At 69.4% G+C, this 15102-nt stretch carries 14 protein-coding genes and 1 pseudogene; 8 read left to right on the forward strand and 7 right to left on the reverse strand.

Annotated elements, in window-relative coordinates:
- The first annotated feature begins 149 nt into the window (after positions 1-149).
- From IE242_RS17260 to IE242_RS17270, 3 genes and pseudogenes are all read left to right on the forward strand, one after another.
- On the forward strand, positions 150-617 hold the full coding sequence (locus tag IE242_RS17260) for an SseB family protein (RefSeq protein ID WP_189860115.1): 468 nt from the start codon (positions 150-152) through the stop codon (positions 615-617).
- Between the two features lie 114 nt (positions 618-731).
- Positions 732-1439, forward strand: a pseudogene (locus tag IE242_RS17265) (pirin family protein); the annotation flags it as partial.
- A 94-nt stretch (positions 1440-1533) separates the two neighbouring features.
- Positions 1534-2592, forward strand: coding sequence for an AI-2E family transporter (locus IE242_RS17270; protein ID WP_189860624.1), 1059 nt, complete (start codon positions 1534-1536; stop codon positions 2590-2592).
- Here IE242_RS17270 and IE242_RS17275 read toward each other — a convergent pair.
- Positions 2578-4773 carry an ATP-binding SpoIIE family protein phosphatase gene (locus tag IE242_RS17275; protein WP_189860117.1) on the reverse strand — a complete coding sequence of 732 codons (2196 nt, stop codon included), beginning with the start codon at positions 4771-4773 and terminating at the stop codon, positions 2578-2580. The two genes, IE242_RS17270 and IE242_RS17275, sit on opposite strands and share 15 nt — an antisense overlap.
- Before the next feature lie 197 nt (positions 4774-4970).
- Here IE242_RS17275 and aspS point away from each other — a divergent pair, with 197 nt between their 5' ends.
- Together aspS and IE242_RS17285 are read left to right on the forward strand one after the other, a co-directional pair.
- Positions 4971-6734, forward strand: a complete 1764-nt coding sequence (aspS, locus tag IE242_RS17280) for an aspartate--tRNA ligase (RefSeq protein ID WP_189860119.1) — start codon at positions 4971-4973, stop codon at positions 6732-6734.
- 122 nt (positions 6735-6856) lie between these two features.
- Positions 6857-7861, forward strand: coding sequence for an intradiol ring-cleavage dioxygenase (locus IE242_RS17285; protein ID WP_189860121.1), 1005 nt, complete (start codon positions 6857-6859; stop codon positions 7859-7861).
- Positions 7862-7943: 82 nt separating this feature from the next.
- On the opposite strand, the gene IE242_RS17290 is transcribed toward IE242_RS17285, so the two are convergent.
- On the reverse strand, positions 7944-8738 hold the full coding sequence (locus IE242_RS17290) for a class I SAM-dependent methyltransferase (protein WP_189860123.1): 795 nt from the start codon (positions 8736-8738) through the stop codon (positions 7944-7946).
- Positions 8739-8855: 117 nt separating this feature from the next.
- Here IE242_RS17290 and IE242_RS17295 point away from each other — a divergent pair, with 117 nt between their 5' ends.
- Entirely contained in the window at positions 8856-9320 is a 465-nt protein-coding gene (locus IE242_RS17295; protein ID WP_189860125.1) for an Lrp/AsnC family transcriptional regulator, read from the forward strand.
- Positions 9321-9354: 34 nt separating this feature from the next.
- On the opposite strand, the gene IE242_RS17300 is transcribed toward IE242_RS17295, so the two are convergent.
- The 4 genes from IE242_RS17300 to IE242_RS17315 form a co-directional block, all read right to left on the reverse strand.
- Complete coding sequence (locus IE242_RS17300; protein ID WP_030573173.1) at positions 9355-9720, reverse strand: PH domain-containing protein; 366 nt, start codon at positions 9718-9720, stop codon at positions 9355-9357.
- A 125-nt stretch (positions 9721-9845) separates the two neighbouring features.
- Positions 9846-10100, reverse strand: a complete 255-nt coding sequence (locus tag IE242_RS17305; protein ID WP_189860127.1) for a hypothetical protein — start codon at positions 10098-10100, stop codon at positions 9846-9848.
- Positions 10100-11011, reverse strand: a complete 912-nt coding sequence (locus IE242_RS17310) for an RpnC/YadD family protein (RefSeq protein ID WP_189860130.1) — start codon at positions 11009-11011, stop codon at positions 10100-10102. Before IE242_RS17310 ends, IE242_RS17305 begins: the two co-directional genes overlap by 1 nt.
- 12 nt (positions 11012-11023) lie before the next feature.
- Positions 11024-11875: a helix-turn-helix domain-containing protein gene (locus tag IE242_RS17315; RefSeq protein ID WP_189860132.1), complete on the reverse strand. Its 852-nt coding sequence runs from the start codon at positions 11873-11875 to the stop codon at positions 11024-11026.
- Between the two features lie 533 nt (positions 11876-12408).
- On the opposite strand from IE242_RS17315, the gene IE242_RS17320 reads away from it, so the two are divergent.
- Both IE242_RS17320 and IE242_RS17325 read left to right on the forward strand, forming a co-directional pair.
- Complete coding sequence (locus tag IE242_RS17320; protein WP_189860134.1) at positions 12409-13248, forward strand: helix-turn-helix domain-containing protein; 840 nt, start codon at positions 12409-12411, stop codon at positions 13246-13248.
- Positions 13245-13472: a DUF397 domain-containing protein gene (locus IE242_RS17325; protein WP_189860136.1), complete on the forward strand. Its 228-nt coding sequence runs from the start codon at positions 13245-13247 to the stop codon at positions 13470-13472. The genes IE242_RS17320 and IE242_RS17325 overlap by 4 nt, the downstream gene beginning before the upstream one ends.
- Here IE242_RS17325 and metG read toward each other — a convergent pair.
- Entirely contained in the window at positions 13420-15036 is a 1617-nt protein-coding gene (gene metG, locus IE242_RS17330) for a methionine--tRNA ligase (RefSeq protein WP_189860138.1), read from the reverse strand. The two genes, IE242_RS17325 and metG, sit on opposite strands and share 53 nt — an antisense overlap.
- Positions 15037-15102 lie beyond the last annotated feature (66 nt).

A 15102-nucleotide genomic window follows, 5' to 3' on the forward strand; every position in this document is an offset into this window, starting at 1 on the left:
CGCGCGGGAGTGCGGACGGTTGCGCACGGCACTCAGGGAGGTGTGACGCGCCTCGCGTGCGATTTATTGCCGCACGTTGCCGAAGGAACGCCGGAGGAACGCCGGAGGAACGATGCTGCGGCACCCGGGGGTTGACTACTCTTTGAGGCATGTACGGCTACGACCAGAACGCGGGCGCCCAGCAGCAGTACGCCCCGCCGCCGCAGCAGCAGATGCCCGGCGGGTACGGCCAGCAGCCCCCGCTGTACCCCGAGCCGTCCCCGCCCTCGCTCGCGGACGCGGTGCGTGCCTTCACCACGGGCCAGATGTCCGCCGAGGACTTCCAGCAGATCTTCGCCACCTCCAAGGTCTACTGCCCGCGCGGCGACAATCCCGGATTCCTGGCGCTGCACAACACCCAGCAGCCCGTGATCCCGATGTTCAGCTCGCTCAAGGAGCTGCGCCGCTACGCCGGCAAGGAGTCCAAGTACTTCGTGATCACCGGTGCGGAGGTCATCGACCTGCTGCCCACCGGCTACGGCTTCGTGCTCGACATGGAGGGCGAGCACCGCATGGTCTTCGACGCCAAGGCGGTGGAGCAGATGGTCGAGTTCGCGATGCGCCGGATGTACGGCTAGCCGCCCCGACCACCAGACGTCCGGGAGCCCGGAGGGAATGCCCTCCGGGCTTTCGCTGTTCCGGGGTAGCAGAAAGTTCAACTCTCAACTAAAGTTCGAGCACGAGGAGGTACCACGTACATCATCGACGGGACCTTCGACCACCAGGACAGCCACGGCGGTGGCGGCACCATCACCAACGGCGACACCCAGTGGATGACCGCGGGTGCGGGCCTGCTGCACATCGAGGCCCCGCCGGAGCAGCTCGTCATGTCCGGCGGCCTCTTCCACGGGGTCCAGCTGTGGGTGAACCTGCCGGCCAAGGACAAGATGATGGCCCCGCGCTACCAGGACATCCGCAGCGGCAGCGTCCAGCTGCTCACCTCCCCCGACGGCGGCGCGCTGCTCCGCGTCATCGCCGGTGAGCTCGACGGCCACGAGGGCCCCGGCATCACGCACACGCCGATCACGATGATCCACGCCACCCTCGCCCCGGGCGCGGAGGTCACCCTGCCCTGGCGGGAGGACTTCAACGGCCTGGCGTACGTCCTCGCCGGGCGCGGCAGCGTCGGCACCGAGCGCCGCCCGGTCCACCTGGGCCAGACGGCCGTCTTCGGCGCGGGCTCCTCGCTCACCGTGCGCGCGGACGAGAAGCAGGACGCGCACACGCCGGACCTGGAGGTCGTGCTGCTCGGCGGCCGGCCCATCCGGGAGCCCATGGCCCACTACGGCCCCTTCGTGATGAACACCCGCGAGGAGCTCCAGCAGGCCTTCGAGGACTTCCAGAAGGGCCGCCTCGGGACGATCCCGGCGGTGCACGGGATGACCGAGGACGGGATCTGATCCCTGGCCCCCCTCGGGACCGTACTGACGAAGCGTCACCCGGGCGGACCGTCCGAACAGGACGGCCCGCCCGGTGCGTGATCGGGTGGGCAGCGTGCAGCTGCTGCCCGAGCCCGTGCGCCGTCTGGCGGCCTGGTGTGCCGTCGTCCTGCTGGTGTCCGGGGTGGTGTACGTCGCCATCCGGCTGTGTGTGGAGTTCCGGACCGCCGTCATCCCCGTGCTGCTCGCGCTGCTCGGCACCGCGCTGCTGAAGCCGCTCCACCGGTGGCTCGTCCGGGCCAGGGTCAACCGCTCGGTCGCCGCCTTCGTCACCTGCGTGGCGGTCGTGGCCGTGTTCGGCGGGGCCGTCTACATCGTGGTCGCCGCCCTCATCGACAGCGGGGACCAGATCATCGCCTCCCTCCGGCAGGCGGCCCGCTCGATCGCCGACCACTTCGGGGCGGCGGGCACCTCCCTGGACGACCTCGCCGCGAACTCACGGGACCTGCTGAACCGGTTCGGCGGGACCGCCGCGTCCAACGTCATCAGCGGGGTCAGCGTCGTCGGCGAGGTCATCGCCATGGCCGTCCTCGCGCTCCTGCTCGTCTTCTTCTTCCTGCGCGACTCCCAGCGGGCCGCCGACACCCTGCGCGCCGCCTCCCCGACCGCCGCCGCCGACACCGTCGAGGCCGTGGCCCGGCGCGCCTTCCAGGCCGTCGAGGGATTCATGCGCGGAACCACCCTCATCGCGCTCATCGACGCCGTCTGCATCACCGTCGGGCTGCTGATCCTCGGTGTGCCCGGCGCCCTGGGACTCGGCGCGCTGGTCCTCGTCGGCGCCTACATCCCCTACCTCGGAGCCTTCATCTCCGGGGCCGTCGCCGTGCTCGTCGCCCTCGCCGACCGCGGGTTCGTCATCGCCGTGTGGGCCCTCGCCGTCGTCCTCGCCGTACAGGTGCTGGAGGGGCACGTCCTGCAGCCGGTGATCCAGAGCCGTACGGTCCAGATGCACCCGGCGGTCGTCATGGTGACCCTCACCGCGGGTGCGGCCGTCGCCGGGATCCTCGGCATGCTGCTGGCCGTACCGCTCACGGCGGCCGCTTTCGGGATCGTGCACGAGCTGCGGGACCGGTACTCCACCGAGGAGTCGCGAGAGGGGTCAACCACCGGGTGAGGCGGTGGTGCCGTCCGCCGTGGCCGGCTCCCGGAGCTCGAACCAGATGCTCTTGCCCTCGCCCCGCGGGTCCACCCCCCACGCGTCGGCCAGCAGCTCCATCAGCATCAGTCCCCGCCCCGAGGAGGCCAGCTCGCCGGGCCGCCGCCGGTGCGGCAGGTCGTCGCTCGCGTCCGTGACCTCGATCCGCATCCGGCGGGCGGCCGGCTCACCGGAGGCCCCCGCGACCTCGGCGACCAGCAGGGCGTCCGCGTCGGTGTGGACCAGGACGTTGGTCAGCATCTCCGAGACGAGCAGCACCGCCGAGTCGACCTGGTCCTCGCTGCGCCAGTCGTGCAGCAGCTCGCGCAGCTGGCGGCGGGCGCCGGCGATCCGCTCGGGCTCGGCCTGGGCGACGGTGAGCGCCGTACGCCGGACCGGCGGCCGGAGCGGCCCGGAGCCGTCGCGACCGTCCCCCGCGCCCCGTTCCGCGCGCTGCCGGTGCAGCAGCAGTACCGCTATGTCGTCCTCGCGCCGGTCGGCCAGCGGGCCGGTGGTGTGGTGGGACGAGGGCCCGTGCACGGCCTGGACCAGGGCGTCGGCCAGCGCCTCCACATCGCCGTCGAGTCCGCTGTCGTGCGCCTCCAGGACCCGGCGGATCCGCAGCCACCCGGTGTCCAGGTCGTGGCCCCCGGTCTCGATCAGACCGTCCGTGCAGATCAGCATGGTCTCGCCGGGCTCCAGGGAGAGTCGGGTCATCGGGTAGTCCGCGTCCGGGTCGACGCCCAGCGGCAGCCCGCCCGAGGTCGACCGCGTCAGGACCGTGCCGTCGCACATGCGCACCGCCGGCTCCGGATGCCCGGCGCGGGCGATCTCCAGCGTGCCCGTCCCGGGGTCGACCTCGATGTACAGACAGGTCGCGAAGCGCAGGTCGGCGTACTCCTCGTCGTACGTGATGCCGTGCAGGAAACGGGAGGCGCGGGAGAGGACGGCGTCCGGGCGGTGGCCCTCGGCCGCGTAGGCGCGCAGGGCGATGCGGAGCTGGCCCATGAGACCGGCGGCCCGCACGTCGTGGCCCTGGACATCGCCGATGACGAGGGCGAACCGCCCTGATCCGGACCTCGTCCGGGAGGTGCCGGAGGGCAGCGGGATCATGTCGTACCAGTCGCCGCCGACCTGGAGGCCACCACCGGTGGGCACATACCGGGCGGCGACGCTCATACCGGGGATCTGCGGGCCCAGCATGGGCAGCATCGAACGCTGCAGCCCGTCGGTCAGCTCACGCTCCGTCTCGGCCGCGCCGGCCCGGGAGAGCGCCTGGGCGAGCATGCGCGCCACGGTGGTGAGGACGGAGCGCTCGTCGGGCGTGAAGGACACCGGGTACGAGAACGCGGCCATCCACGCGCCCATCGTGCGCCCGGCCACGGTGAGCGGCAGGAACGCCCACGACCGGCGCGCGAAGCGTTCGGCGAGCGGCCAGGAGGCGGGGTAGCGGGACCGGTACTCCTCCGGGGACGACAGGTAGACGGCCCGGCCCGTACGGGCGACCTCGGCGGCTGGGTAGTCCGTGTCCAGCGACATATGGGTGAACGGGCGTTCGTCCCCCGGCTGCTGCCCGTGGTGACCGATGAGCCCGAGCCGGTCGGCCTCCACGCCGAACACGGCCAGTCCGTCCGGCGAGAACCCCGGCATCGACAGCCCCGCCGCGACCCGCAGCACCTCCTCCGTGGAGCGCGCCTCGGCCAGCGCCCGCCCCGCGTCCAGCAGGAACGCCTCGCGCGAGCGGCGCCAGTCCCCGGTGACGGGGGTGTGCGCGGCGCCCGGCGGCGGCTCGCTGACCTCCTGGAGGGTGCCCACCAGGTCGAACTCCCCGGTGGCCGGGTCCAGGGACGGCTTCGCGCGGCTGCGCACGATGCGGACGACGTCCCCCCGCTCGTCCATCACCCGCATCCGGACCTCGGCGATGGTGCCCTCGGCGGCGGCGAGCCGGATCACGCCGTCGACCTCGATCCAGTCGACCGGGTGGAAACGCGCGCGGACCGCGGCCTCCGTGACGGTCACCGGCTCCGGCGGCAGCCCGACGAGCCGCGCGGCCTCGCCGTCCAGGGCGACGAGCCCGGCGCCGGTGTCCGCGCGCCACAGCCCGGTCGCGAGGGCGGAGAGGATCTCCCCCACTGCGGGCAGGGGCTGATCAGTGAGCATTGCCCCACTTTAAGAACAGTTGATCGGGCACTGCCACCGAAGGTGTACGAGGCACCCGGACGGCCCACCCGCCACAGGGGTTCCACGGGTCGAACGGAAACGCAGGAGAGGTGATCACAACGTGGCCGGTACCCTGGGATGGCCTAGGCCGTACCCGCCTGGGCGTTCCCCGATCCGCGAAGGCTGGATGAACGACGATGCATCGGTACAGGTCCCACACCTGCGGCGAGCTCCGCGCCTCTGACGTCGGCACCGACGTCCGGCTGAGCGGCTGGCTGCACAATCGGCGCGACCTGGGCGGCATCCTCTTCATCGATCTGCGCGACCACTACGGCATCACGCAGCTCGTCGCCCGTCCCGGCACGCCCGCGTACGAGGCGCTGGACAAGGTCTCCAAGGAGTCCACGGTCCGGGTCGACGGCAAGGTCGTCTCCCGTGGCACGGAGAACGTGAACCCCGACCTGCCGACCGGCGAGATCGAGGTCGAGGTGAGCGAGGTCGAGCTGCTCGGCGCGGCCGCCCCCCTCCCCTTCACGATCAACACCGAGGACGGGGTCAACGAGGAGCGGCGCCTGGAGTACCGCTTCCTCGACCTGCGCCGCGAGCGCATGCACCGCAACATCATGCTGCGCACGGCGGTCATCTCCGCCATCCGCCACAAGATGGTGGCCCTCGGCTTCAACGAGATGGCGACGCCGATCCTCACCGCCACCTCCCCCGAGGGCGCCCGCGACTTCGTGGTCCCCTCCCGTCTGCACGCGGGCCGGTTCTACGCCCTGCCGCAGGCCCCGCAGCAGTTCAAGCAGCTGCTGATGATCTCCGGCTTCGACCGCTACTTCCAGATCGCACCCTGCTTCCGCGACGAGGACGCGCGCGCGGACCGTTCGCCGGGCGAGTTCTACCAGCTCGACGTGGAGATGTCCTTCGTCGAGCAGGAGGACGTCTTCCAGCCCATCGAGAAGCTGATGACCGAACTCTTCACGGAGTTCGGCGGCGGCCGCGAGGTCACCTCCCCCTTCCCGCGGATCCCGTTCCGCGAGGCGATGCTGAAGTACGGCTCGGACAAGCCGGACCTGCGCGCCCAGCTCGAGCTCGTCGACATCACCGACGTCTTCGAGGGCTCGGAGTTCAAGGCCTTCGCCGGCAAGCACGTACGCGCCCTCCCGGTGCCGGACGTGTCCGCCCAGCCGCGCAAGTTCTTCGACCAGCTCGGTGACTACGCGGTCGAGCAGGGTGCGAAGGGCCTGGCCTGGGTGCGCGTGGCCGAGGACGGCTCGCTGTCCGGTCCCATCGCGAAGTTCCTCACCGAGGAGAACGTCGCGGAGCTGACGAAGCGGCTCGGGCTGGCCGCCGGTCACGCCGTCTTCTTCGGCGCGGGCGAGTTCGACGAGGTCTCGAAGATCATGGGCGCCGTGCGCGTCGAGGCCGCCAAGCGGGCCGGCCACTTCGAGGAGAACGTCTTCCGCTTCTGCTGGATCGTCGACTTCCCGATGTACGAGAAGGACGAGGAGACCGGCAAGATCGACTTCTCGCACAACCCGTTCTCGATGCCCCAGGGCGGCATGGACGCCCTGGAGAACCAGGACCCGCTGGACATCCTGGCCTGGCAGTACGACATCGTCTGCAACGGCGTCGAGCTGTCCTCGGGCGCGATCCGGAACCACGAGCCGGACATCATGCTCAAGGCGTTCAACATCGCCGGCTACGACAACGAGACGGTCGAGCGCGAGTTCGCGGGCATGCTCCGCGCGCTGCGCTTCGGCGCCCCGCCGCACGGTGGCATCGCCCCCGGCGTCGACCGCATCGTCATGCTCCTCGCGGACGAGCCCAACATCCGCGAGACGATCGCCTTCCCGCTCAACGGCAACGCCCAGGACCTGATGATGGGCGCTCCGACGGAGCTGGACGAGGCGCGTCTGCGGGAGCTGCACCTGTCGGTGCGGAAGCCGCAGCCGAAGTAGGCAGGTCCGCGCAGGCTCAGTGGCCCGGAACCGGCATCGGTTCCGGGCCATTGTTGTAAGCAACGCTTGTTCCCAGCTGTCACCCAGGTGCCTGACAGGTGCACGCCCTAGCGTCCCGGGCCATGACGGAGAAGCAAGCACCAGCACACAAACGGAATCTGACGCGCCGAAAGGTCGTCGTGGCGGGCGGCGCGGCCGTGGCCGCGGTGGGCGTCGGAGGCGGTATCGCCGCGACCGCGAACGCCGGCCAGACGAAGGACACGGCGACCTCCACCGCCTCCGCCGGCAGCGCGGAGACCTGCTACAAGCTCACCTCGGAGACGACGGAGGGCCCCTACTACATCGACGCGGACAAGCTCCGTACGGACATCACCGAGGACAAGGAGGGCATCCCGCTGACCCTCCGCATCAAGGTGATCGACTCGGAGACCTGCAAGCCGCTCCGCAACGCGGCCGTCGACGTCTGGCACTGCGACGCGCTGGGCATCTACTCGGGCTACGAATCGCTGAGCACGGGCGGCGGTGGGGGCGGCATGCCCTCCGGCGCCCCGACGGGCGAGCCGCCGTCCGGTACGCCGACCGGCATGCCGACCGACATGCCGACCGACATGCCGTCCGGGGGCCCCGGCGGCGGAGGCGGCGGCGTCCACGAGGAGCCCACCGACGACGAGCGCTACCTGCGCGGTACGTGGCGCACGGACAAGCAGGGCTACGTCACCTTCAAGACCATCTTCCCGGGCTGGTACCAGGGCCGCTGTGTGCACATCCACACCAAGGTGCATGTGGGCGGCGAGTGGGCCGACACCGGGTACGAGGGCGGCAACACCTGCCACACCGGCCAGTTCTTCTTCGACGAGGAGGCCGTCCTCGCCTCCGCCGAGGTGGAGCCCTACTCCACGTCGACGACCGAGCGCACGACGCTCACCGAGGACACCATCTACGACCAGTCCGGCACCCAGGGCGGTCTGCTGAAGCTGAAGTACAAGAAGAAGGACATCGCCAAGGGCGTCGTCGCCACGATCACGGTGGGCGTTGACCCGGAGGCGACGCACGAGGGCACGGAGGACTCGGTGCAGCCGGGCGGCGGGCCGGGGACGGCGTCGCCCTCGGCGTCGGCTGCGAGCTGACGGACGAGTCGTTCCCGTACGGCACAGTGGCCCGGAACGGTCGGCGATTCCGGGCCACTCGTGCTGTGGAGAGGGTGAGCCGTCACCTGTCGCGCTGCAGGATCACCGTGCGCATGACCCCTCCGGGCGCCGTCCGTTCCCGTACGACCTGGAGTCCGGCGGCGCGGCACTGGTCCAGGACCCAGGCGTGGGAGATGCGGAGCTTGCGGTAGCTGTGGGCGTTCATGGTCCAGCCGGATCCGGAGCTGTCGCCGTCGCCGGCACGGGTGTGGACCAGGTCGTGCACGACGACCGTGTAGTCGTCGAAGTCGTCCGGGTACTCCAGGAAGCACGTCATGATCCGGTCCCCGGCGGCACGCACCGGCAGGAAGCGGTCGGTGCCGGTGAGCGGGACGGTCAGGTCGCGGTAGGACAGCACGGCCGTGCCGTCGGGTGCGAGCGCGGTCGCGATGTCCTTGAGCAGTGCGGCCACGTCTCCCCTGGTGGGCAGGTGGGTGAGCGTGTCGCCCAGGCACACCACGGCGTCCGCCGAGCCGGGGCGGACCAGATCGGGGAGCGCGGTGCGCAGGTCGGCCTCGACCGGGCGCACGGCGGGTACGTCGGCGGCGTGTGCGGAGAGTTCGTCCAGCAGGGACTGGCTCAGGTCGACGGCGAGGACCTGGTCGAAGCCCAGGTCGGCCAGGGCCAGGCTGGTGTGGCCGGGGCCGCAGCCGAGGTCCACGGCAAGTGCTCCTGAGTGGCTCTGGTCCGGGATCACTCCCCACTCCCGCAACTGTTCGCGCTGCGTCGCGGCGAGGGAGAGAAGGTCTCCGCCCAGCATCCAGGTGTAGTGCTCCGCGAGGAACAGGTCGTAGTGGTCGGCGGCGGCGGTCGTCATGGAGGCGCGGCTCCCTTCCCATCCGGCATCCGGTGAATGGGAAGGAAGCTAGGTGGTGGTGCGGGAATGTGGGGGCTTTGCCGTCCCAAATTCGGAATCCGGCCCAGAATGGCGGTCATGGACGGCATTGATTCGGCGATCCTGGACCATTTGCAGCGCGATGCACGGCTCACCAACCGGGAGCTGGCCCGCCTGGTCGGTATCGCACCCTCCACCTGTCTGGAGCGCGTGAGGGCCCTGCGGGCGCGCGGCGTGATCACCGGCTACCACGCGGCGGTGCAGCCACGCGCGCTCGGCCGTGCGCTCCAGGCGCTGGTCTTCGCGCGGCTGCGCCCGCTGAGCCGGGACGTGATAGCCGGCTTCGAGGCCTACCTCGCCCAACTGCCGGAGGTGGTCTCCGTGTTCGTGGTCTCCGGCGACGACGACTTCGTCGTCCACGTGGCCGTGCCGGACATCGAGCGACTGCACGCGTTCCTCATGGACCGCTTCAGCGCCCGCCGGGAGGTCGTGAGCTTTCGCAGCTCGGTGATCTACCAGCAGACCAGTACGCGGGTGCTGACGCCCGTGGACGACTTCGAGTGAGGCCGGAGAGCGGGGTGGGAGAGCGAGGTGGGCACTACCTCGCCACGAACTGCGTGAGTATCGCCTGGACCTCGTAGATGTCGACGCCCTTGGTGAAGGTCTTCTCGACGGGCATGGACGTGCCGGAGATCCAGATCTTGAGCTCGGCGTCGAGGTCGAAGGTGCCGGCGGTCTCCACCGCGAAGTGGGTGATGCTGCGGTAGGGGACGGAGTGGTACTCCGTCTTCTTGCCGGTGATGCCCTGCTTGTCGACGAAGATCAGGCGGCGGTCGGTGAAGAGGATCGTGTCGCGGATCAGCAGGTACGCGGCCTGGATCTGCTCGCCGTGCCCCAGCAGGCGCGCGTAGTCCTGCTGCGCGGAGGCCGGGTCGATGCTGTGTGCGTTGCCGAACAGTGCCATGGATGGTCCCCCCAGTTGGTTGGTCGTCCTGCCGGGTGGCGGCCGATATGGCCGTCCCGTTCATGATCTTGACGTTCGGGGCGGGTTGTCCATTGTGGTCGGGTAGCGGGCGGGTAACAGGCCTGCTACTCGGTCGTGAGGTCCGTCAGGTCCGTGAAGATGTCCTCGGCTGTCGGGGCGGTGACGGCGCGCCTGTGCCAGCGGGTCAGGGTGTCCAGGTGGGTACAGCTTGTGACGCGACCGCGGACGTGGTCGGGGATGGCGAGGCCGCGTGCTCCCAGTACGACGAGGATGCTCTCGGCGCCGGCCTGGGCTTGGCCTTCGGCCCGGATCTCTTCCGCGATGTACGACCTGTAGAAGGAGAGGTCTCTGGTCGCCACTAGTCGTCCTCGAAGATCCCCTCGGCGGTGGCGGCGGTGATGGCGCGCCGGTGCCAGTGGCGCAGGACCTCGGGGTCGCCGCAACTGGTGATGCGTTCGCGGACCTCGTCGGGGACGTCGATGCCGCGCACTGCCAGGACCTCCAGGACGTCTTCGGCGGCGCGTCGGATCACGCCCTCGGTACGGCCCTGGGTACGGCCCTCGATACGGCCCTCGTCTCGGATCTCTTCGCTGAGGGGCGACTTGTAGAAAGACAGGTCCACGGCCACCAGTGTCCTCCAGAGCTCTGCGGCTGGGTATGTGCCCAGGCCTTGTGCGATGAATTCGATGATCGGGTCGGCCAGGTCGCGCGGCGTGTCCCGCAGGACGGTCGTCATTGCTTTGAGTATGGCCCCGATGTCCGGGTGTGTGGCGTGGGTGATGGCGCTCAGCGTGGCGAGTACCAGGTCCTTGCGGACTTCGGCCGACTTGGTGATCACCGGCATGTTGTGCGGGCCCGCGACCAGTGGGCGCAGGGTGAGCAGGGGCCACTGGCGGGGGCCGAAGTGAACGGGGCGGGCCGCCCACTCGGCGGTCGCGCGGTCCTGACAGACGACCAGCAGTATCGGCTGCGCTTGTCGGTACTTCGCCAGCAGGTACGAGGCGTAGTACGCCCAGCTCGCGGGCTTGGCCGGGTCCTTCTTGCCCTGGGCCTCGACAGCGAGGAGGAGCGGTCCGTCGTCCTCCGTCTCCAGTTGCAACAAAGTGTCGACGCGGCGTTCGACCGGTCGGTTCTCGGTGAGGTCGGTCGGCATGACGGTGACCGAGGTGGGTGGGGGGAAGTCGACGCCGAGCACCTCGGAGAGCCTGGAGAAGAGGTCCGGGAACTCCTGGAAGATGCGGTGCATCGCCTCGTGGGGCGAGCTGACCATAGGGGATCCTGTTCAGTCGCCGCGGTAGTCGCGGCAGCGGGTGGGGCCGTCGGAGCGGAAGCCGCGGTCGCAGCCGTCGCAGTTGATCATTCGGTGGGGGACGGGTGTGGGTTGCGCGGGAGCACGGAACGGAGGCAGGGGCGGGAGCCCGGTGGTGAGGCGGTGGGCCAGGAGAGCTGCGGGGCGGCGCAGGGATTCGGGCGGTAGGTCCGCTGTCAGGGCGTGTACGACGGCTGTGGGGGGCAGGTCGCGTTCCAGCCAGGCAGCCACTCCGGGGGCCAGGTGTTCGGCGTCCGTGGCGGAGAGGAGCAGGCGGGGGTCCTTGCGGCGGAGGTCGGCGAGTACCTCGGTGGCTGTCTGGAGGAGGGAGAGGGCGGGGTACGCCGGGCGAGGTACGGCAGGAAGGGCGCGGCGTGGTGGCTCCTGCTGCGGGGCGGCTGCGGCTCGGCGGGCCGGAGGCCTGGTGGGCTCTGCTGGTGCGTGTCGGCCCGGCTGGTTGCAGGAGACCGTGCGGGTGACGACCCGGCCGCTCTCCGTGCGTTCGCGGGTGCGGCGCAGGTAGCCGTGGGTCTCCAGTTCGCGCAGGGCAGCGGCGATACGGGTGGTGCCCTCCGGGAAGCGGGCGGCGAGGGTCTTGATGTCCACGGGGACGCCGGCGGGGACGGACTGGATGTACACCGCCAGGCCGATGGCGAGCCCCGACAGGTCGGGGTGCTGGGCCAGGTGGTTGCCGATCACCGTGAAACGGGTGGTGTGGCGGGTGTTGTCGTGCTCGACGCCGCCGGGATGCGCGTTCCGGTGGTGGTTTTTACCGGTGACTCGGGACTGGGCGTGCGAGCGCACGTTAGGGTGCTGCGTATCCATCGGGAAGCTCCTACTTCCTCGGTGGTCAGGCCCTCGCATTGGGATGCCAGTCCCGGCGGGGGCCGTCGCATGTCTGGGTGTTGTGCTGTGCCGCGCTGAGCGTAGGGCAGGCAACCGGTCCCGAATCCAGCCGAGTTGGCGATGTTCACTCCCGCGAGTGAGTTTGCGCTGCGGGCGGGAGGGGTGGGGCTTGGTGTGGTTTCTTTCCCTCTCGTGTTTCTTGGGGAAGACCGCCCGCAGCACCGGAGTCCAGGTTTCTGGACTCCGGTGGCACATCGAGTTCGGCCCACGGCAGGTTCCACGTGCGCAGGTTCTCGGTGGTCAGGCGGCGGGCGAGGCTGGCGCAATGTGGTGTGGGGGACAGGTTGACGCTGAAGTGACGCTGGTGGGTGAGTAGTTGTACGGGTTGCTCTTTCACATCGCTCAGCGTGGTCGCCTGCGCTTACTGTGAACAGTGACAGAGCCGTTGCGTACGGTGACTGTCCGCTGGTTGTCCGGTGCCGTCCGGACTGTCGGAGCGCGAGGGGGCAGGGATGACGGATGAGCCGGGGTGGGAAGTCGATCCGGATGACGACTGGGGTGTCGCCGTCGTCGCCACCGTGGGGCGGCAGTTGAAACTTCGGCGGGAGGCGGTGGGGATGCGGGCCGCCGAGTTCGGAGAGGCGGTGGGGTACGGGGAGGACCTCGTCTACAAGATTGAGGGCGGGAAGCGAATTCCGCAGCCTGGGTATCTGGACAGGGCGGACGAGGTGCTGGGGGCGGATGGGTTGCTCTCGGCGATGAAGGTGGACGTGGCGCGAGTCCGTTACCCGAAGAAGGTTCGGGATCTGGCGAAGCTGGAGGCACAAGCGGTTGAGATCGGCGTGTACGTAGGGCTCAGCATTCACGGCCTCCTGCAGACGCCGGAGCATGCGCGGGCCCTGTTCGAGGCGCGACAACCGCCGTACTCGGAGGAGGAGGTGGAGCGCCTGGTGTCCGCTCGTATGGCGCGTAAGTCGGTCTTTGAGAGGTCGCCCGCCCCTCCGCTCAGCTTTGTCCAAGAAGAGGCAGCACTATGGCGCCGTGTCGGGGGGACGATGGTGCGGCGCCGTCAGCTCGAACACCTGCTGGAGGTGGCGCAACTACGTAACGTGACATTTCAGGTGATGCCTACGGACACCAGCGCCCATCCTGGTGTGGACGGCAAGATCGAGGTGCTCAAGTTCGCGGACGGTACGGCAGTCGGGCGCTCCGACGGTGCGTACAACGGCCGTCCGACCTCCGACCCGAAAGAGCTGCGGATCCTTGAACTCCGGTATGGCATCATCCGGGCCCAGGCTCTCACGCCGGGGGAGTCACTCGCTTTCATCGAGCAAGTGCTGGGAGAGACATGACCTCTGAACTCGATTGGTTCAAAAGCAGCTACAGCGACGGCACGGAAGGTGATAGTTGCATTGAGATAGCTGTCGCCGTCGGCACAGTGCACGTACGCGACTCCAAAAACGTCGGCGGCCCGCACCTCGCGCTCGCGCGCGATGCGTGGGCCGCCTTCGTGAGCTACACGGTCATGCCGTCGGCTTCTCCTCGAGGCGCGGGAACAGGATCGCGCCCTTCGTGATCGTCGAGCCGGCCGGGAGCCTGCCCCAGTCGCCCGTCTCCTGGATTCGCTGGTCCGCGAGGGCGCCGAGACCGGCCTCCGCGCCGAGGGACTCCCAGAGCTTGGCGGAGGTGTCCGGCATGACCGGGTTGAGCAGGACCGCCACCGCGCGCAGCGACTCCGCGGCCGTGTAGAGGATCGTCGCCAGGCGGGCCTTGCCCTCCTCGGACGTGTCCTTGGCGACCTTCCAGGGCTCCTGCTCGGTGATGTAGCCGTTGACCTGCTTGACGAAGTCGAAGACCGCCAGGATGCCGCCCTGGAAGTCCAGCTCCTCGCCGATCTTCCGGTCGGCCGTCTCGACCGCCTTCGCCAGGCCCTCTTGGATCGCCTGCTCGGCCTCACCGGATGCCGTCGCCTCCGGCAGCGTGCCGCCGAAGTACTTGCCGACCATGGCAGCCACGCGGGAGGCGAGGTTGCCGTAGTCGTTCGCCAGCTCGCTCGTGTAGCGGGCGGAGAAGTCCTCCCACGAGAACGAGCCGTCCTGGCCGAATGCGATCGCGCGCAGGAAGTACCAGCGGTAGGCGTCCACGCCGAAGTGCGAGGTCAGGTCCTGCGGCTTGATGCCGGTCAGGTTCGACTTCGACATCTTCTCGCCGCCGACCATCAGCCAGCCGTTGGCCGCGACCTTGCGGGGCAGGGGCAGGCCCTGCGCCATCAGCATCGCCGGCCAGATCACCGCGTGGAAGCGGAGGATGTCCTTGCCGACCAGGTGGACGTCGGCCGGGAAGGTCGACTCGAACTTCTCGGGGTTCTCGTTGTAGCCGACCGCCGTGGCGTAGTTGAGGAGCGCGTCGACCCACACGTAGATGACGTGCTTGTCGTCCCACGGGATCGGGATGCCCCAGTCGAACGTCGAGCGGGAGATCGACAGGTCCTGAAGGCCCTGGCGGACGAAGTTCACGACCTCGTTGCGCGCGGACTCGGGCTGGATGAAGCCCGGGTTGGCCTCGTAGTGCGCGAGCAGCTTGTCGCCGTACTCGCTGAGCTTGAAGAAGTAGTTCTCCTCGGCGAGGATCTCCACCGGCTTCTTGTGGATCGGGCACAGCTTCTGGCCGGCGTACTCGCCCTCGCCGTCGAGCAGCTCACCGGGGAGCTTGTACTCCTCGCAGCCGACGCAGTACGGGCCCTCGTAGCCGCCCTTGTAGATCTCGTCCTTGTCGTACAGGTCCTGCACGAACTCCTGGACGCGGTCCGTGTGCCGCTTCTGCGTGGTGCGGATGAAGTCGTCGTTCGCGATCTCCAGGTGCTCCCAGAGAGGCTGCCACGCTTCGGTGACGAGCTTGTCGGCCCACTCCTGCGGGCTGACGCCGTTCGCCTCCGCGGTGCGCATGATCTTCTGACCGTGCTCGTCCGTGCCGGTGAGGTACCACACCTTCTCGCCGCGCTGACGGTGCCAGCGGGTGAGCACGTCCCCTGCAACGGTCGTGTAGGCGTGGCCCAGGTGAGGAGCGTCGTTGACGTAGTAGATGGGGGTGGAGACGTAGAACGCCTTCTCACCCTGCTTCTCGGATCCAGTGGCCGCCATGGTCGAAATCCTACTGTCCCCGTGTAGATCGACTCACACGCGTTTCGGGTGGCGGACGGTCTGCCT

Source organism: Streptomyces poonensis, from assembly GCF_014650915.1.
Taxonomy (GTDB): domain Bacteria; phylum Actinomycetota; class Actinomycetes; order Streptomycetales; family Streptomycetaceae; genus Streptomyces; species Streptomyces poonensis.